The 18,348-nt window shown below is 66.7% G+C and carries 12 protein-coding genes; 9 read left to right on the top strand and 3 right to left on the bottom strand.

What is annotated here, in order from left to right; genetic code table 11:
• The first annotated feature begins 31 nt into the window (after nucleotides 1-31).
• The gene (locus F8D48_RS07105; protein WP_151430769.1) at nucleotides 32-448 is read left to right on the top strand and encodes a PaaI family thioesterase; all 417 of its coding nucleotides are present in this window, start codon (nucleotides 32-34) and stop codon (nucleotides 446-448) included.
• 226 nt (nucleotides 449-674) lie between these two features.
• On the opposite strand, the gene metK is transcribed toward F8D48_RS07105, so the two are convergent.
• On the bottom strand, nucleotides 675-1,943 hold the full coding sequence (gene metK / locus F8D48_RS07100; protein WP_151430767.1) for a methionine adenosyltransferase: 1,269 nt from the start codon (nucleotides 1,941-1,943) through the stop codon (nucleotides 675-677).
• A 464-nt stretch (nucleotides 1,944-2,407) separates the two neighbouring features.
• Between metK and F8D48_RS07095 the strand changes: the two genes are divergently transcribed.
• The 4 genes from F8D48_RS07095 to priA all read left to right on the top strand — a co-directional run bounded on the left by F8D48_RS07095 (nucleotide 2,408) and on the right by priA (nucleotide 8,666).
• Nucleotides 2,408-3,799 carry a circularly permuted type 2 ATP-grasp protein gene (locus F8D48_RS07095; protein ID WP_151430764.1) on the top strand — a complete coding sequence of 464 codons (1,392 nt, stop codon included), beginning with the start codon at nucleotides 2,408-2,410 and terminating at the stop codon, nucleotides 3,797-3,799.
• On the top strand, nucleotides 3,800-4,681 hold the full coding sequence (locus F8D48_RS07090; RefSeq protein ID WP_151430762.1) for a lipoprotein intramolecular transacylase Lit: 882 nt from the start codon (nucleotides 3,800-3,802) through the stop codon (nucleotides 4,679-4,681).
• 260 nt (nucleotides 4,682-4,941) lie between these two features.
• The gene (gene ybaK, locus F8D48_RS07085; protein WP_151430760.1) at nucleotides 4,942-5,427 is read left to right on the top strand and encodes a Cys-tRNA(Pro) deacylase; all 486 of its coding nucleotides are present in this window, start codon (nucleotides 4,942-4,944) and stop codon (nucleotides 5,425-5,427) included.
• Nucleotides 5,428-6,080: 653 nt separating this feature from the next.
• On the top strand, nucleotides 6,081-8,666 hold the full coding sequence (gene priA / locus F8D48_RS07080; RefSeq protein ID WP_151430757.1) for a replication restart helicase PriA: 2,586 nt from the start codon (nucleotides 6,081-6,083) through the stop codon (nucleotides 8,664-8,666).
• A 947-nt stretch (nucleotides 8,667-9,613) separates the two neighbouring features.
• Here priA and F8D48_RS11800 read toward each other — a convergent pair.
• Together F8D48_RS11800 and F8D48_RS11795 are read right to left on the bottom strand one after the other, a co-directional pair.
• A complete protein-coding gene (locus F8D48_RS11800; protein ID WP_205717351.1) occupies nucleotides 9,614-10,078 on the bottom strand; it encodes a transposase in 465 nt (154 codons plus the stop codon).
• A complete protein-coding gene (locus F8D48_RS11795; protein ID WP_205717350.1) occupies nucleotides 10,050-10,793 on the bottom strand; it encodes an IS110 family transposase in 744 nt (247 codons plus the stop codon). Before F8D48_RS11795 ends, F8D48_RS11800 begins: the two co-directional genes overlap by 29 nt.
• A gap of 360 nt (nucleotides 10,794-11,153) precedes the next feature.
• Here F8D48_RS11795 and F8D48_RS07070 point away from each other — a divergent pair, with 360 nt between their 5' ends.
• The 4 genes from F8D48_RS07070 to F8D48_RS07055 all read left to right on the top strand — a co-directional run.
• On the top strand, nucleotides 11,154-13,238 hold the full coding sequence (locus F8D48_RS07070; protein WP_170272768.1) for a BspA family leucine-rich repeat surface protein: 2,085 nt from the start codon (nucleotides 11,154-11,156) through the stop codon (nucleotides 13,236-13,238).
• 925 nt (nucleotides 13,239-14,163) lie between these two features.
• Nucleotides 14,164-16,791 (top strand): DMSO/selenate family reductase complex A subunit, encoded by a 2,628-nt coding sequence (locus F8D48_RS07065; RefSeq protein ID WP_151430753.1) that lies wholly within the window; start codon nucleotides 14,164-14,166, stop codon nucleotides 16,789-16,791.
• A 16-nt stretch (nucleotides 16,792-16,807) separates the two neighbouring features.
• On the top strand, nucleotides 16,808-17,425 hold the full coding sequence (locus F8D48_RS07060; protein WP_016308959.1) for a 4Fe-4S dicluster domain-containing protein: 618 nt from the start codon (nucleotides 16,808-16,810) through the stop codon (nucleotides 17,423-17,425).
• A 144-nt stretch (nucleotides 17,426-17,569) separates the two neighbouring features.
• Nucleotides 17,570-18,348 (top strand): Tll0287-like domain-containing protein (locus F8D48_RS07055; RefSeq protein WP_151430750.1); only part of this gene is annotated, 779 nt, incomplete at its 3' end.

The raw sequence follows: 18,348 nt of genomic DNA, 5'->3' as shown, positions 1-18,348 counted from the left end.
CCGGAGCGCTTCTCGCGAGAAGGGAGGGCCCATGCCCCCGCTGTCCGATTACCCCACCCTGGATGAGCTGAACGACTTCTTCGGCCACGATCGCTTCGCCGAGCATGTGGGCTGCCGCATCGTGGAGGGCTCGGTGGGCCACGGCGTGGCGGAGCTGGACATCCAGGACCACCACCGCAACGCGCTGGGCAACGTCATGGGCGGGGCCATCTTCACCTTGGCCGACTTTGCCCTGGCCCTGGCCAGCAACATCGGCGTGGCCCCTAGCGTGTCGGTGTCGAGCGCCGTCGACTACATGTCCGCCTCGCGGGGCACCCGTCTCATCGCCACCTGCAACGTGGACAAGTCCGGGCGCCATCTCGGCTTCTACACCACCGATGTGACCGACGACACAGGCCGGCGCATCGCGCGGGTGACCACCACCGTCTATCGCGAAGCGGAGCAATAGGAGCGCTCCGGAGCTCCATAAACGACAAGGGCCCCGTCCAGGGCCCTTGTCGTTGCGGCAATGTGCCGGCGTAGAGGAAGCGTCGGGTGTTCCGACCGAGCGAGTTCCGCAGCGACTGGAACAGTCCGGTGGACTGTTCCACAAAGCGAGGACTGTCCGAGCGAATTGGAATACCCGACGATTCCGACTGGGGTGATGTCCCCGCTCGGTATCCTCGGAGTTCTCCCTATTCCAGCCCGCAGGCCTTCCGCAAATCGGCGGCGCGGTCGGTGGCCTCCCAGGTGAACTCGGGCAGCTCGCGGCCGAAGTGGCCGTAGGCGGCCGTCTTCTGGTAGATGGGACGGCGCAGATCCAGCGCGTCGATGATGGCGCCGGGACGCAGGTCGAACACCGCGGCCACGGCAGCCTCGATGGCAGAGGTGGGCACCTTCTCGGTGCCGAAGGTCTCCACCATGACGCTCACGGGCTTCGCCACGCCGATGGCATAGGCGATCTGCACCTCGCAGCGGTCGGCGAGCCCGGCGGCCACCACGTTCTTGGCCACCCAGCGGGCGGCGTAGGCGGCGGAGCGGTCCACCTTCGTGCAGTCCTTGCCCGAGAAGGCACCGCCGCCGTGGCGGCCCATGCCGCCGTAGGTGTCCACGATGATCTTGCGGCCCGTGAGGCCCGCATCCCCCATGGGGCCGCCGATGACGAAGCGGCCCGTGGGGTTCACGTAGATCTCGCAGTCGTCGGCCATGGCCACGCCCTCGGCCTCGAAGACGGGGCGGATGACGGTCTCGATGATGGCCTCGCGTAGGGCGTCCTGCTCGATGTCGTCGGCGTGCTGGGTGGACACGACCACCTTCTCCACGGCCACGGGCGCGCCGTCCACGTAGCGCACCGACACCTGGGTCTTGCCGTCGGGGCGCAAAAAGTCCAGCGTGCCGTTCTTGCGCACCGCGGTCAAGCGCTCGGAGAGGCGGTGGGCCAGAAAGATGGGCAGGGGCATGAGGGTGCTCGTCTCGTTGCAAGCGTAGCCGAACATCATGCCCTGATCGCCGGCGCCCACGGTCTCGTAGGGGTCGGCTGCGGCCGCGTTGTCGTGCTGGGCCTCGAAGGACTCGTCCACGCCCTGGGCGATGTCGGCGGACTGCTCGTGGATGGAGCTCATGACCGCGCAGGTGTTGCCGTCGAAGCCGTACTTGGCGCGGTCGTAGCCGATGCCGCACACCACGTCGCGCACGATGGACTGCACGTCCACGTAGGCCTGGGTGCGGATCTCGCCGGTGACGAACACGGTGCCGGTGGTCACCAGGGTCTCGCAGGCGCAGCGCATCTTGGAGGGGTCGGCGGGGTTGCCGTCGGGGGCCACGTAGCCCTCTTCGGCCAGGGCGATCTCCTTGGCCAGGATGGCGTCCAGGATGGCATCGGAGATCTGGTCGCAGATCTTGTCCGGATGGCCCTCGGTGACGGATTCGGACGTGAACAGGTAGCTGGTGCGATTCTCGCTCATGAGATTCCTTTCGTATCGCTGTTGGCCGGACCACCTTGGCGGCCGCCCGTGGGCGAGGCGCGTCAGGTTGGTGTCGGGATCGGCGAGCCAACTCTCTACCCCGACTCTGGATAACTGGGTGCGCCGCGGGCCCTCGGGCACGCACGGGCGCGATTGCCCATGGTAGCGGGGAAGGCCCGCCCGCGCAAGGACAGCCGAGGCGAAGGATACAGAAACCCTACGGAAGGCGGTGGCCGGGAGGGGCGGGGAGCCGCGGCGGCTCTGCAACGGCTCCCGGGCGGCTCTGCAACGGCTCTCGGGCGGCTCTGCAACGGCTCTCGGGCGGCTCCGCGACGGCTCTCGGGCGACTCCGCCGCGGCGCGCCCGATCGAGGGCGGCCAACGTCTCCCCTACGCCTTCCCCGCACCGTCGCGCGGTCGTGCTACACTTATCCCGTTGTACCGGATCCGAGGAAAAGAGCCTCCATGCCCACCAACGCCGACTATACCCGCGCGTACTTCCAGATCATCGACGAGCTCGACGGGGCGGTGGAGGACCGCCGCGCCGCCTTCGAGTACATGCAGAATTCCACGGCCATCGTGCACCACCAGGTGGTGGCCTCCTCCTTCGTGCCGCGCCTGTTCAACCGGAAAAGCTACGAGGTCATGCGCGACACGGCCGAGATGAGCCACCGGGTGCTCTGCAAGGTCATCGAGCGCTACCGGGCCGACGAGGAGTACCGCAAGCTCTTCGATTTCGACGAGCGTCTGGTGGAGCTCATCCTGCTGCCGCGCGATTACGACGCGGTACTGCCCTTCGCCCGGGTGGACACCTTCCTGAACGAGGAGGACTATCGCATCCACTTCTGCGAGTTCAACGGCGACGGCAGCGCGGGCATGAACGAGAACCGCGAGATCACCAACGCCGTGACGAACACCGAGGCCTTCCGCGTGTTCGCCGAGAGCCACGCCGTGGCTGGCTGCGATTTGTTCGAGCCCTGGGTGCGCACCTTCTTAGATATCTACGACACCTACCGCTTCAAGGTGGAGCATCCGCGCATTGCCATCTGCGACTACCTGGAGAACGGCGTGGTGGACGAGTTCCACATCTTCGCCGAGAAGTTCCGCGAGGCCGGCGTGGAATGCGTGGTGGCCGATGTGCGCGATCTGGCCTTCGACGGCGAGGTGCTCACGACTCCCGACGGACTGCCCGTGCATGCCATCTGGCGTCGCTCGGTCACCAACGACGTGCTGGAATTCTGGGACGATTCCCAGGCCCTCATCGACGCGGTGCGGGCGCGCAAGGTAGCGCTCATCGGGGCGTTCTCGGGGCACATCGTCCACGACAAGCAGCTGTTCGAGGTGCTGTTCGCCCCCGAGACCCAGGCCTTCCTCACCGAGGAGGAGATCGCGTTCGTGGAGGAGACCGTGCCTATGACCGCCTTTTTGGACGAGTCAGTGGTGAACCTCGCCCAGATCCGCGCCAACAAGGACGAGTGGATCGTCAAGCCCACCGACCACTACGGCGCCGACAACGTGTACGCCGGCTGCGAGGTGAGCCAGCAGGAGTGGGAGCGGGTCATCGACGAGTTCGCCAACGGGCGGGCCGGCTACCCCTTCATCGTGCAGCGCTACATCCGCCCCTTCAAGACCGACACGCTGCCGCCGGATGCGGGCATTCTGGACGCGCCCGACGGGGCCGTGGCCAGCGAGCCGGTGCCCTACAACAATCTGAACGGCCTGTACCTGTACAACGGTCGCTTCCAGGGCGTGTTCAGCCGCCTGGGGCCGCATCCCACCATCTCCAAGACCAACGAGGGCATGACCGCTGCCACCATCTGGGTGGACTGCGAGGGCGTAGAAGGGCTGGGGCTGTAAATGGGGTCGAACAGCATTCTCGCCGGCATCGGCACCACGGTGCTGGTCGTCACGCTGCTCGTGTGCGGTTTCGCTGCCTGCTGTCTGCCGGCCACCACGGCAGCCCTGGCCGGGGCCGTGAGCACAGGCGAGGCGTCGCCCTACACCCATGAGCAGCTGGTGGAGCTGGCCGGCGTGACGCGCGCCTTCACCGTGGAGCCCCACGGGGATGCGGAGCAGGCCGCCGAGGAGTTGGCGGCTGCGGTGGTGGAGGCCGCCCGCGAGGCGAGCGCCGAGGGTGCTTTGAAGGCGGGGGAGTGGACGGGTGCCGCCCGGACGGCGCTTGGGGAGGGGGGCACGGCGCTCGCCGCCATGGACGCCCTCGCGAAGGTATCCGACCGCTACGCCTTGGACGGAGCGGCCGTGAGCCACCTGGAGGACTGCAACACCCTCATCGTGGGGGTGAGCTCGTGGCTCGGCATGATCGGCGTGGCGGCGCTCATCATCGCTGTCCTGCTGGGCGTCCGCAAGCAGTTTGCCGCCCTGGCCTTCATGCTGCGCATGGGCCCGGCCCTGCTGCTCGCGCTGCTCGCGGTGCTCGGCCTGTGGGGCGTCGTGGACTTCAACGGCCTGTTCGCCGCCTTCCATTCCCTGTTCTTTGTGGACGGCACCTGGACGTTCGGCGCCGATTCGCTGCTCATCTCCATGTATCCGCTCGATTTCTGGATGGGCATGGGGGCCGTGTGGCTCGCCACGGCCGTGGGCCTGGGGCTTCTGTGCTTCGCCGGCGGTTGCGTGGCCGCTTGGCGGGCCCAGGTGCAGGCCCGCGAGCTACAGGAGGCTGCCGCTGCGGCGGCCCGCAGCCCCAAGAAGGGGAAGAAGCGGAAGGGCGGTCGCCGCTAATCGCCCACAGCCACTTCGCCCACAGTCGCAGCCGCCGACAGCTGCTTCGCGAGCGCCCACAGCTATTTTAGCGGGCAGCCGCAGCCGCCCGCCGAGCCGCTTCGCGGGCAACCGCATCCGCCTGCAGAGCCGCTTCGCGAGTGCCACAGCCGCAGGTGGTAGTCTGCTCGGCGTCGGCGGCTGTGCCTTCCTCTTTCGTCTTGTCGCCCTCTCTCCAGTTCGCCGTCCCTTCCGTAGCCGATCCATGAAAGGCAGCTCCTGTGGCCCGTTCCGCCAAAGACCATAAGACCAATGCCCTGCGCGAGCTGGCCGCGGCCGGACTGTCCCACGAGGCGCTGTTCTTCGAGGCCGACCCCTCAATGACCGGGGTGGAGATCGCCCATGCTCAGGGCGAGGAGGTGGATGCGGTGTTCAAGACCCTCGTCACCGAGGGCAAGTCCGGGGCGCACTACGTGTTCCTCGTGCCCGTGGCCTGCGAACTGGACTTGAAGAAAGCGGCCGCAGCGGCGGGGGAGAAGGCCGTGGCTATGTGCAAGGCCCGCGATCTGCTGCCGCTCACGGGCTATGTGCACGGCGGCTGCTCGCCCATCGGCATGAAGAAGCGCTTTCCCACCTTCGTGGACGAGACGGCCCAGCTCTTCGATACGATCTACTTCTCCGGCGGCAAGGTGGGCTGCCAAGTGCGCATGGCCCCCGACGACCTGGGCCTCCTAGTGCCGTTTCGGTATGCGGATCTTACGGTGTAGGAAGAGCCGGCTACGGCTCTGCACCAGTTGGGGCAACGCGCCCGGAAGAGAGCCGGACCATCATTTTCGAGCGCCCCGCAGGCCCGCCGCGCCCGGTGCGCCCTGCACGCCCGGCGGGTCCCGCAGGCCCGGTCGCTCCCCGCTCCCCGCACGCCCGCTGCTCCCCGCACACCGCCGCTCCCCGCAGGCCCGGCCAGCCCGCCGCTCCCTGCAGGCCCGGCAGGTCGGGCAGGTTCGGAAAAGCACCAAAGGGCCCCTTTGCGACATCGCAGATCGATTTTCTGCCTCAAAAGGTCGATTTGGTGCTTTTTCGAGTTCAGCAGCTTGATATTGCATCGCTGTAATCAGGCATTACGGAGATTCTTGTTCCAAATATGCAATTTAAGACGCGAAAAGAAGCACCAAACATCCCGTATGCGACATGATTTTGAAAACCGGTGTCGCAGAAGGTCAGTTCGGTGCCCTTGGGCGGGGCTCTTTCCCAGTCGGCGCGCCCTTCTATGCCCGTATCTGCCAGCCTGGTCCGCGCTTCTTCCGCGGACATGGTTCGCTGCTGCTTGAAGGGCCAGCTCGCAGCCGGACCCTGACTGCTCGGTTTGGGGGCACCCTGTGCGCTGCGCGATGCATGGGCCATTGCTGGTATACTGCTCTCCATGTTCATTGCCTCGGTCATAGTCGATATTCCCACGCAAGCGCTCGATGCGCCCTATTCCTACGCCGTGCCTGACGATATGGCTGCTGGCGAGGTCGCGGCCGGACGCGACGGGCACCCGGCCCAGGTGGGATGCGCGGTGCTCGTGACGCTGGGCGGGCGCAAGGCCGTGGGCTACATAGTGGGCTTGGAAGAGGTCGCGGCCTCTTCCGACGAGGGCACCGATTTGTGGGGCAATCCCTTGGCGGCGGCAGAGTTGCGCCAGGTGGAGGCCGTGCTCTCGGAACCCTATTTCGACGAAGAGGGCGCGGCGGCGGCCCAGTACATCGCCGGGCGTTACGTGGCGCCTCTGTCCAGTTGCGTGCGCCTGTTCACGCCGCCCGGAGCGGTGCCGCGCGTGGTACGCTCGCGGGATGGCCGCTGGCGGTTGGAAGAGCCCAAGATTGGGGAGGTGGACGACCGCTGGGTGACCCAGGGGCCCGCCTTCGGGCAGTTCCAACCCCGGAAGAACGCAGTGAGGCAGCAGCAGGTGCTGGCCGCTGTGGCCGCCGGCGACGTGCGCGTGGCCGAGCTGACCTGTGAGTTCGGTTCAGTGGCTTCCACATTGAGGGCCTTGGAGGCGAAGGGGGCCGTGGCCGTAGAGCGGCGCCGGCGCATGCGCGGCATGGAGGGAGCCGTTGCCCCTGCCGCGCCGCACGGTCCGGTCGGAGCGCCGGCGGCCATGTCTTCGGCCGGGGCAGCGGCGGCCCGATCCGTGCCGCACGGTCCGGCCGGAGGCCCGGTGACCCCTGTTTTTCCGAGCAAAATGCCGCTGCGTCCCGTCGCAGGGGATGGCTCGGCTGCGGCTTCCGCGGGTCCTGCAGTGCCCGACGGCCCGGCCTCAGCCCCCGCGGGTCCTGCAGTGCCCGACGGCCCGGCCTCAGCCTCCGCGCGACCGGTGCTCACGGCGGGTCAGGCGGCGGCCCTGGCGGCCATCGGCGAGGCCCGGGCGGCGGCCGGGGGGCGCGTGGTGCTCGTGGACGGCGTGACCGGCTCGGGCAAGACCGAGGTGTACCTGCGGGCCATCGAGGAGGTGCTCGCCGAGGGACGAACGGCTATCGTGCTCGTGCCCGAGATCTCGCTCACCCCCCAGACCGTGGGGCGGTTCCGCGGCCGGTTCGGCGCCACTGTGGCCGTCATGCACTCGCGCATGAGCGCCGGCGAGCGCTTCGACCAGTGGGACTTCATCAGAAGCGGCGCGGCCCGGGTGGTGGTGGGTGCCCGCAGCGCCCTGTTCACGCCCTTGGCCAACGTGGGGCTCATCGTCATCGACGAGGAGCACGAGGGTTCCTACAAGCAGGACTCTGCCCCGCGCTACCAGGCCCGGGACGTGGCCCAGTGGATGATGGCCCGCTCCGGCGGGGCGGTGGTGCTCGGGTCGGCCACCCCCTCCATCGAGGCGCTCTACCAGGTGGCGAAGAATCCGTGTTGGACGAGTGCGGCCCTGCCCGAGCGGGCCAACGGGCGCCCCATGCCCGCCATCGAGGTGGTGGACATGGCCGCCGAGTTCGCTTCGGGCGCTCGCTCCATGTTCTCGGGGCGGCTGAGGCGGGCCCTGGCCGAGGAGCTGTCGGCCGGCCGCAAGGCGGTGCTGCTGCTGAACCAGCGGGGCTTCGCGAAATTCTTGCTCTGCCGCGACTGCGGCTTCGTGCCCGAGTGCCCGAGCTGCTCCACGAGCCTCACCTATCACGAGCAGGGGGCCAAGCTGGTGTGCCACCACTGCGGTCACAGCGTGCCCGCGCCGCCCGTCTGCCCCGAGTGCGGCAGCCCCTACCTGAAGAAGTTCGGTGCCGGCACCCAGCGGGTGGAGGCCGACCTGCGGCAACTGCTGGACCAGATGCCCGGGGTGGGGCCTGAGGTGCCCATCATCCGCATGGATGCCGACACCACCAAGGCCAAGGGCGCCCACCAGGAGCTGCTGGAACGATTCGGCGCCGCCGAGGCCGCCGTGCTGCTGGGTACCCAGATGATCGCCAAGGGCCTCGACTTCGACGACGTGACCCTCGTGGGCGTCATCAACGCCGATACCCAGCTGCACCTGCCCGACTACCGCGCCGGCGAGCGCACCTTTCAGCTCATCGAGCAGGTGGCGGGCCGCGCCGGCCGCGCCGCCCTCGACGGGCGGGTGCTTGTGCAGACCTATGAGGCCGACGCCGTGGCCATCCAGGCGGCGGCTCGCTACGACCGGGGCCTGTTCCTGCGCTCGGAGCTGCCGCGTCGGAAGCTTTTGGGATACCCGCCCTACATGGCCCTGGCCAACGTGCTGGTGTGGGGCGCCGACGAGCACGCCGTGGCCACTGAGGCCGAGTTGCTGCACGCCCAGATCAGCGAGCATATCCGCAACGAGGTGGGCGACTCGCGCTGGACGGTGCTGCCATCGGTGCCCTGCGCTCTGGGAAAGCTGCGCAACACCTATCGCTACCACATCGTCGTGAAGGCGCCGTTGGGCGCCGACCTGTCCGCGCCCCTCGCTCGGCTCTTCCGCGTCCGCAAGGCGAACCCCCAGGTAAACGCCGCCGTGGACGTAGATCCCATGGACCTGCTGTAGGGAAGCGCTTGGCGGTTTGCGACCCGACCCAGCCGAGCCCGAGGTGCGCAACGGTTGGCAGTCGGCCCGAGGGAGCCAGGCCCGGGGCGGGGACTGGCAGCTGTGTCCGGTCGAGTTGGGCTCGGCCGTCCAAGGCGGGGAGTGACGGCTGAGCGGAATGGAGCCAAGGGGACGGGACGGCTAAGCGCCTCTCGCCCCCTCTGCGAGAACTCCCCCTCGCGCCGAGGCCGTTGCGACGTGTGTCCCTTGACGTGTCTCTCGGCCTGCTCTCCGATACCAAACCCCGCATTTTCGCCGCTCTCGTTTCGTTTTCCGGCAAAGACAGGGGATTTGGTATCGGGGTGCGCTGAATCCGCCATTTACGACCTGGGGTTTTGTCGACTGAAAGTACCCAACCCCCGTATTCTGCCAGAGAAAACGATACCAAACCCCTCGGTTTTGACGGAAAACCTGCTGGATCTGTCAAAAACGAGGGGTTTGGTATCACGATATGTTGGATTGTCCATCCGCGAACTGGGCTTCTGTTGGATGAGGGCGCAAAATCCCCGCTTTCGGCTTGAAAAATGACACCAAACTTCCCGTTTCCGCCAGAAAGCCCGCGGTGTCTGTCGGAAACGGGAAGTTTGGGTACCGAGAAGGACGTTGACAGCTTGCGGAATCTCGCATCGCGGTTTTGCAGGTGTTTCGGTGATTGGCCCGCTTGGCGCACCGCCGTCTCGGCAGCTCGATGCGCCCTCCCGGCGATGAGGGCCCAGTGTGCCTCCGTCGCCTGTTCCTCGATAGGTCGGAATAATTTCCTGTGCCTCGAAGCCTAGGCCCCGACTCTCGAATTACCCCTTGCGGGGGGTGTCTCTATAGTTTTGTCAACCCCTTGGCTGGCTCGGTGCAGCAGGGATTCGGGCGCACCGAGCCAGGCCCCCTCCGGGGGCCGCGGATCGGTGCGGCGCCTACGCGACGGGCTCCTCGTAGGGCCTCGGGTTCCTCATGATGGCCCAGATCACCTTGAGCCTCTTGCGCGCCACCGCCTTGAGGGCGGCGTTGTGCCGCATGTTCCTCGCCCGGCACTCCTCGTAGTACCTCCCGAACCTGTTCCCGGTGCCGACCAGCGAGTTGCAGGAGAATATGAGCAGGTTCTTCAGGGTCTTGTTCCCGCCGCGCTGCGGCCTGGCCGACCTGACGCTCGTGCCCGACTGGCTGTCGGCCGGGGCGACCCCGCAGTAGCTCGCGAGCTTGTCGTGGCTGGGGAACAGCGAGACGTCGACGGCGGCGACCAGGGCGGCGGCCGTCTTCGGGCCGACGCCCGGCACCGTGAGCAGGCAGCGGTACGTCTCGTCGGACTCCAGCTCGGCGGCCATCAGGGCCCGCAGCTCGGACGCCTCCCCGTCAAGCGCAAGGATGCCGCGGGCGAGCATGCGGGCGAGCGCCCCCTCCGCCGGAGCCGACGGCCTCCCGGCCGACGCCGAGGCCGCGAGCGCGCCCCAGAGCCGCGAGCTGGCCGCCCGCGAGGCGCCGCCCGCCCGCTCGGCCACCGCCCTGAACCGCCTGATGCCCGCCTCGGCGCAGTCCGCCGGCCCCCCCGATCTCGGCCAGCACCGCCATGTGCCAGGCGCAGGAGGGGTCGACGGCGGCCTCCAGCGCCGGGTCGGCCTCGAGCAGCACCGCCCGCAGGCGGTTCTTCGCCCGGGTCCTCGACCCCGTGCAGAAGTCCAGCTGGGAGGCCAGCAGCCGGACGGAGGCCGCCCGCGGGGCCTCCTCGGCGAGCGGCCTCAGCACATGGGGCATCCCCAGCGCGGCCCTCGCGATCACCTCGGCGTCTATGCGGTCGGTCTTGGCCACGCCGGCCTCGGCGTCGCGCAGGGCCTTCTCGGCCGATCCCGGCAGGTAGGCGACCGGGTTGCCGGCGGCGCGGGCCCTCGCGACGGCCAGCGCGCCGATGTTGCGCTTCTGGTCGACCACCACCAGCGCCCCCGAGCCCGCGCGCGCCAGCACGGCGTCCACGTCGGCCGCCCTGTTGGCGACCCGTCCGCTCAGGACCACGCGCCCCGAGGAGTCGATGCCGCAGGCCCAGTGCGACGCCTTGCCGACGTCGAGGCCGAGCACCGCCGCGGTTGTGCCCCTCTCTTCCATGATGTATCCTCTCCGAAGGTCGGCCGGCCGGTCCCGCCGCGGGCCCGCGACACCCACATTACCCGGCCGTGGCGCCGCGCGCCCGGCAGATCTCTATCAGTCGTCCGCCCGCGGCCTGGCCGCGCCGGTGGCAACACCCCCCGGGCCTTCTGGAGAGGCAGGGGCGAAGGGCCATCCGGCGCGGCCGGCCAGCAGCCCGTCAGGGCCGCCCCCATCGTAGCCTCCTCGCAATGGAAGATAAAGAGAGCCGCCCTTGCGGGGCGGCTCTAACTGTAATGGGCACTTATTTGCTACCCTCAGGCGGAGAAGATGCGCCGGGTGCTTTCCGTCCGGCGCCTGCCGAGAGAAGGGAAGACGAACATGGGAGAAGCAGCACGGGGTACGTTGAGGGCGAAGGGCTTCACAGCCCTGTGGACTCTAGCGCTGATGGCGGCCGTCGCGTTTTCTCTTGCGCTGGCATCTGCCTCTGGCGCTTGGGCGGACGAGGCCGCTCCCGTCGCGGACGACGATATATTCGTCGCGCTGTACTCCCGCGATGGTGGCGGGTACACGCTCGTGTTCCAGAAGGGCGAGGGTGCCAGGGCCGAGTATGGGCCTTTGGAGGATATTCAGCCGTTTCGAGATGATGCCAATGCTCCGGCCCACCAATGGATCGAAGAGGAGAAAAGACCCTACGTAGTGGAGGCGGTCGTAGCCGACGCCTTCCAGCCCCAGAGCGCCGCTTGGTGGTTCTATGATTTGGAGAATCTCGAGCAGGTGAACATGGCGAAATTGGACACTTCTAAGGTAAAGAGTGCGCGGAGGATGTTCCACGACTGCCGTTCTCTAAAATCCATCGATCTTTCCAAGTTCGAGACCACGAGTCTGGAGGATGCAAGCCAGATGTTCGCCGGATGCTCCTCTCTTGTGTCCCTCGATCTCTCCAAGTTCGACACCTCTAAAGTGACGGACATGAGCCAAATGTTTCTCGGGTGCTCGTCTTTGAAGTCCCTTTCTTTTCCGAAGAGCTTCAGGACGGGGGCGGTGGTGAACATCAGTGGTATGTTCACCGAATGCGCGTCCCTCAAAACTCTCGATCTTTCGGGTTTCGACACCTCCAGGGCGACGGACATGAACAACATGTTTAGCAAGTGCTCGTCCTTGGAGACTATTGTGCTGCCGGTTACGTTTCAGACTAGCATAGTGACGGATATGAGCTACATGTTCTCCGGTTGCTCATCGCTGAAATCCCTCGATCTTTCTCGGTTCGACACCTCGAAGGTGACGGATATGGAGTGGATGTTCAATGGCTGCTCGTCGCTCAAAGATATTCAATTCCCGGCTACGTTCACGACTGGCTGGGTAACGGACATGGGCTACATGTTTAATGATTGCTCCTCGTTGGAGTCCCTCGATGTCTCCAAATTCGATACCGCGAGAGTGACGGACATGGGCTCTATGTTTAACGAATGTCGGAGCCTGGTATTTCTTGATGTTTCAAAATTCACCACCTCCAAGGTGGTGAACATGAACTCCATGTTTCAGGAGTGTTCATCTTTAAGCTCACTCGACCTTTCGGAATTCAATACGTCCAACGTGGTTGACATGACTCGTATGCTCTCATATTGCTCCTCGGTAGGAAGCCTCGACCTTTCAAAATTCGATATGACACGGGTGGAGCATCTTTTCATGATGCTCTCGGATTGCAACTCTCTGACCAGAATTTCCTTGCCTGCTACAGGCGACTTTACCACATCGGGACTGCCCTATTGGCGCGATGGGAATGATCTGAAGTGGCGCAACGAGAAGGGGGAGGTCTTCGCGGCCGATTCCATCCCAGCTCGCACGGCTGGCACCTACACCGCTGTTGTCGAGGGTAATGGCTCGGGCGACGGGTCGGACGGCGACGGAGGCGGTTCCGACAATGGCAACGGTGGCTCCAACAATGGCTTCGGCAATGGGAACGGCTCCGGTTCCGGTAATGGAAATGGCGGTTCCAACGGCGGCACCACCGCTGACCCCGCCCCCAAGCGCACGGTGGCCTTCTCCGAGGTTGTGACATTACCGCTGGATGCGACGGGCGTGGCCATGGACAAGCGGGACATCGTTTGCGACCTGGCCAAGCGCTTCGGTACCCGCGAGGGCTTCCCGGCCGGCGCCGAGGACGTGGCGGTCACCATCAAGTACGACAGCAAGGAGGTCGAGGCCATCGACCCGACCCGCGCCGGCGCCTACGAGGTGACGGCCGTGTACTCCATGCCCGACGGCACCGAGCGGGTCATCGAGGCCACTTACGCCGTGGCCGACCCGGCGGCGAAGGCCCCGGTGAAGTCCGCGGCCAGGTCCGCCACCCGCCTCGCTCAGACCGGCGACGAAGTGGCACCGGCCGTACCCCTGGCCACCGCGGCCCTCGCCGCCTGCGCCCTGGCCGCCGCCGTCGCAGTCCGCCGCAGGGATCGCGGGTAGAGTCTGCTGACGGTCCGCGCACCCGCGCGGGTAGAGCCTACTGGCAGCTGCCGCGCCCGCGGGTAACTGACGCTGCTGGTTTTCCTGCGACGTGGAAATTCGTCTCATTCGAGGGCCGGAGCGCCAAATGCGTCCCGGCCCTTTCCGCACCGCGCGCCCGCAAATAGCCGATTGCGGCGGGGTCGCTTTTTCGCCGGGTGCGGAAGATCGGGCGAGCGCCCGTTGGCAGCCACTTCTATGTACCCAAACTCCCCATTTCCGTCTCCCGCGCCTCACCTCCTGTCGCAAACGGGCAGTTTGGTGCTGCCTGCCGAGGAATCTCTCATTGCCGACCTGGGGTTTTGTCGACCGATAGCGCCAAAACGCCGCTTTCTGCCGCGGAAAATGACACCAAACTCCCCGTTTGCGACGGAAAACCTGCGATGCCGGGCGGAAACGGGGAGTTTGGTGTCACGGGCTGTTCGTGCCCCGCCCCTGGAGCAGGTTTCTGCGCTGCACCGCCTTCCTAACCAATCTCGCCCCTCTTCCTCGTCGCCTTCCCGACCGAGCTCGCCTCGTCCCGAGCGTCTTCCCAACCGATCTCGCCTCGTCCCGAGTGCCTTCCCGGCCGAGCTCGCCTCGCCTCGCCCGCCGTCAGCTGCCTGCGGAGCCTCCGCCCCTCGAGCCTCGCCGACCTTCGCCGCGGCGCCTCCCCAGCCGAATCCACCGCGGCCTTCGCGGCATCTCGTCCTCGCGTTCCCTCCCGTCCCGACCGCCGACCGACTGGGAGGTTGCCCATCCCACCTGGGGCGCAATATTTCGATAAGAATTTCCCAAGGAAAAATGAACCAAATACCCATGGAGGTTCCACGGCGATGCGCGTAGACTGCCCCAACGAGGGAGGATCCTGCCCGGGATCCTCGAGACGACGAGGAAAGGGGAGTCTATGGAGAAGACTGCGCAGACGTTCGGGGGCCTCAGCCGCCGTTCGTTTCTCGGCCTGGCGGGCGTTACCGGAGTCGGCGTGGCGCTGACCGGGTGCGCTCCGGCCGCGCAGACCGATGCGTCCGAGGAGGAGAGCCTGCCCGTCACGGGCGGCGAGCCGCTCGACTACGATACGGTCACCTGGTCGGCGTGCCATGTGAACTGCGGCAGCCGCTGCCCGCTGAAGACCTACGTGAAGGACGGCCAGGTCGTGCGCATCGACATCGATTCCGACGGCGATGACGAGTTCGGCCCCGGCAAGATCTACCAGATGCGCTCCTGCGTGCGCGGCCGCACCAACCGCCAGCGCATCTACAGCCCCGACCGCGTGCAGAAACCGCTCAAGCGCGTAGAGGGCACCAAGCGCGGCGAGGGCAAGTACGAGGAGATCTCCTGGGACGAGGCCATCGAGCTTATCGCCACCACCATGAAGGAGATCAAGGAGGAGTACGGCAACGACGCCTTCTACATCCAATACGGCACCGGCGTGCTCGGCGGCACTGTGTCGAAGTCGTGGCACCCCGACTCCACCATGTTCGCCCGTCTCATGAACCTGTGGGGCGGCTACCTGCGCCAGTACGCCGACTACTCCACCGGTCAGATCACCTGGGAGATGCCGCTATTCAACGGTGACGCCTGGTCCAACAACGAGGTGACCGACCTGGTGAACTCCAAGAACATCGTGCTGTTCGGCAACAACCCGGCCAACACGCGCATGTCCGGCTCGGCCATGCAGTACCTGCTCACTCGGGTGCGCCAGGACAACCCCGAGGCCACCATCGTGGTGGTGGACCCGCACCTGTCCGACACCGCCGTGGGCGTGGCGAACCGCTGGATCCCCATCCGCCCCGGCACCGATGCGGCCCTCGTCGCCGGCATGATCCAGTACCTCTTCGCCGAAGGCAAGCTGGACGAGGACTTCCTTCGCAGCAAGTTCGTCGGCTTCTTCTCCGACAGCTTCGCCGAGGACGTGTCGGCTGCCGAGCCCGCGAGCACGGCGTTCATGGGCCTGGATGCGTCCGGTTCGCTCACCGTGGAGGAGGACATGTCCTATGAGGCTTATCTCGCCGGCACCGGCGCCTACGCCGGTACCGGCGAGAAGACCCCCGAGTGGGCCGCCGCCATCACCGGTATTCCCGCCGCCGTCATCCGAGAGCTGGCCGACCTGTACGTGGACGGCCCCACGGCCACCATCCAGGGCTGGGGCCCGCAGCGCCACTCCAACGGCGGCAACAGCTCCCGCGCCATCGCCATGATCGCCGCCATCACCGGCAACGTGGGCATCTCCGGCGGCGGCACCGGCGCCCGTGAGGGTGTGGGCGGCGTGCCCTATGCCACCCCGACGGCCATCCCGTGCTTCCCCGAGAAGAACACCGTGGATGTGTGCGTGTCCTTCTTCGATTGGTACCAGGCCATCGAGGACTACACGGTCATGAACGACGCCACCTGGGGCATCCGCCATATCGACGAGACCGGTGCGACCTCCTATGCCGAGGAGCCCGGCACCATCGCCCTGAAGGCCCCCATCAAGTTCATCTGGAACTACGGCTCCAACGTCATGATGGGCCAGCACGCCGACATCAACGACTCCCTGCGCATCTACAACCTGCCCGACGAGAAGGACTCCGGCGTGCGCATGATCGTGACCGTGGATCCCTGGATGACGCCGACGGCCATGGCCTCCGACATCATCCTGCCCGGCACCACCCCCTTCGAGGAGGACGACCTCACCACCGGCGGCACCGCCTGGACCGGCTTCATCTGCTGCGAGAGCAAGGCCATCGAGCCGCTGTTCGAGGCCAAGCCCGTCTACGAGATCTGCACGCTCATCGCCGACAAACTGGGGCTCAAGGACGAGTTCACCGAGGGCAAGAGCCAGCTCGACTGGATCGAGTGGTGCTACGAGCAGGGCAAGGAGGCCGGCGACGACCTGCCCGCCACCTTCGAGGAGTTCCGCGCTGGCGGCCTGTTCAAGCAGACTGACGACCACGAGCCGGCCGTGGCGCCCCTGCCCGAGGCGCTGGCCACCCCCTCCGGCAAGTACGAGGTCTTCTCCAAGCAGGCCTACAACCTGTCGAAGCAGTGGGACCTCACCGGCGGCGGCGTCATCCCCGACGACGGCCGCGACCAGATCACGGCCCTGCCCATCTGGTACGACCACTTCGAGGGCTTCGGCGACCCGCTGCGGCAGGAGTACCCCTTCCAGCTCATCGGCCACCACACCAAGACGCGCACCCACTCCTCCTACGGCAATGTGCCCTGGATGAGCTCGGTGGCGCCCCAGCAGTGCTGGATCAACGACGGCGACGCGGCGACCCTCGGCATCGCCCAGGACGATGCCGTCATCGTGTCCACGGAGCGCGGCCGCTCCCAGATGACCGCGAAGGTCACCAACCGCATCATGCCCGGCGTGGTCAGCGTGCCCCAGGGCGCCTGGTACGACCCGGAGACTCGCGACGGGGCCACCATCGGCGACCGCGGCGTGCTCGACCGGGGCGGCTGCATCTCGGTGCTCACGTCCTCGCGCCCCACGCCCATCTCCAAGGGCAACGGCGTGCATTCCAACCTGTGCAAGATCGAGAAGGCCTAAGAAGGGGGAGATTACCATGGAACAGTACGGATTTTTCGTCAACACCGACATCTGCACCGGCTGCAAGGCCTGCATGACCTCGTGCTTCGATCGCAACGATTTGGAAGTGCCGGCCAAGTTCCGCAAGGTGTACGAGTTCGGCGGCGGCGAGTGGACCGCCGACGAGGCCGGCGCGTTTACCGCCACGGCCTTCACCTACTACGCCTCCATGACCTGCGGCCACTGCGAGAGCCCGGCCTGCGTGGCCAACTGCCCCACCGGCGCCATGCAGAAGGATCCGGAAACGGGCATCGTGAACAACGATAAGGAGAAGTGCATCGGCTGCATGACCTGCGAGAAGAGCTGCCCCTACGGGCACCCCGTGCAGCTGGACGACGGGCTTTCCCACAAGTGCGTGCTCTGCTCCGACGAGAACCCCGAGGGCACCCCGGATCCCACCTGCGCCAAGGCCTGCCCGGTGCGCGCCCTGGAGTTCGGCCCCATCGCCAGCTTGCGCGAGGCGCACCCGGAGGGGGCGGCGGCCATCGGCGAGCTGACCGATGAGACCGGCCCGGCCGTGGTGTTCGCGCTGCATCGCGACGCGGACAAGGGCGGCACGCTGCGCAACCCGCAGGAAGTGGGCCACGAGGCCTAAGGGCGCGACCCGTCGTCGTAAAGACTGGTATTATCGCGGCTGGTAGGGTATAACATCCTACCAGCCGTACCTGCATGGGAGGCAGCAGTGGGGAACTGCGAGAACGGAGAGGGGAGCAGGGCCGCAGAAGGCTCGGACAGCGTGATGCGTCGCGGGGGAGAACAGAGCGCCATCGGATTGAGGACGAAGCTCATCGGCCTTCTGACCGCTGTGCTCGTGGTCATCTCGGCGGTGTTCCTCGTGTTCACCTACGGCGACCAGGCTCGCCGGGCCGAGACCGACCTTCTCGAGAAGTCGCGCGTGCTCGTCACCGAGATGGACGCCGTATGGGACTTCATCTCGCTTAACCAGAGCGTCATCAACTACACTGCCGCCGGCGACTACGACTACAAGGGGCTGCACTGTGCCATCGCCGGCAAGTCCGTGGCGGCCCTGTTCTCGGAGAAGTCCGACTACTCCATCCGCTTCACCAACCTGAACCCCCGCAATATCTACAACACGCCCGACGCCTACGAGGCGGCCGCTATCGAGGGCTTTCTGGTCGAGGGCGGCCCCGACGAAGCCTGGGGCTTCGAGACCGAGGAGGACCAGCAGGTCTTTCGCTACGTGCGCGCCATGGACGTTTCCGAGGACTGCATCGAGTGCCACGGCGAGCCGGCCGGCGAGATCGACGCCACGGGCTACCCCAAGGAGGGCTGGAAGGTGGGGGACGTGGCCGGCGCCGTGTCGGTGGTAGTGCCCGCCGATTCGGCCCTCGCGAACATGCGCGACGCCATCGTGTCGAACATGGTGTTCTTCCTGGCCGTGACGGCGGCCATGGCCCTCATCATCTACGTGGTGCTCAGCCGGCTGATCACCGAGCCTTTGACCGAGCTGCGGGCCTCCTTCTCCCGGGTGGCCGGCGCAGGGGAGGAGCGGGAGGC

Origin of the sequence: Adlercreutzia muris, assembly GCF_008831045.1 — a bacterium.
Lineage (GTDB): Bacteria > Actinomycetota > Coriobacteriia > Coriobacteriales > Eggerthellaceae > Adlercreutzia > Adlercreutzia muris.
Note: the sequence above shows the minus strand (reverse complement) of the source record. Positions and strands in the feature narration are given on the sequence as shown.

Excerpts from the sequence above, each read along its gene's own strand:
- F8D48_RS07105 (WP_151430769.1), top strand. The coding sequence starts at position 32 with ATGCCCCCGCTGTCCGATTACCCCACCCTGGATGAGCTGAACGACTTC.
- metK (WP_151430767.1), bottom strand. The coding sequence starts at position 1,943 with ATGAGCGAGAATCGCACCAGCTACCTGTTCACGTCCGAATCCGTCACC.
- F8D48_RS07095 (WP_151430764.1), top strand. The coding sequence starts at position 2,408 with ATGCCCACCAACGCCGACTATACCCGCGCGTACTTCCAGATCATCGAC.
- F8D48_RS07090 (WP_151430762.1), top strand. The coding sequence starts at position 3,800 with ATGGGGTCGAACAGCATTCTCGCCGGCATCGGCACCACGGTGCTGGTC.
- priA (WP_151430757.1), top strand. The coding sequence starts at position 6,081 with ATGTTCATTGCCTCGGTCATAGTCGATATTCCCACGCAAGCGCTCGAT.
- F8D48_RS11800 (WP_205717351.1), bottom strand. The coding sequence starts at position 10,078 with ATGCTCGCCCGCGGCATCCTTGCGCTTGACGGGGAGGCGTCCGAGCTG.
- F8D48_RS11795 (WP_205717350.1), bottom strand. The coding sequence starts at position 10,793 with ATGGAAGAGAGGGGCACAACCGCGGCGGTGCTCGGCCTCGACGTCGGC.
- F8D48_RS07070 (WP_170272768.1), top strand. The coding sequence starts at position 11,154 with ATGGGAGAAGCAGCACGGGGTACGTTGAGGGCGAAGGGCTTCACAGCC.
- F8D48_RS07065 (WP_151430753.1), top strand. The coding sequence starts at position 14,164 with ATGGAGAAGACTGCGCAGACGTTCGGGGGCCTCAGCCGCCGTTCGTTT.
- F8D48_RS07060 (WP_016308959.1), top strand. The coding sequence starts at position 16,808 with ATGGAACAGTACGGATTTTTCGTCAACACCGACATCTGCACCGGCTGC.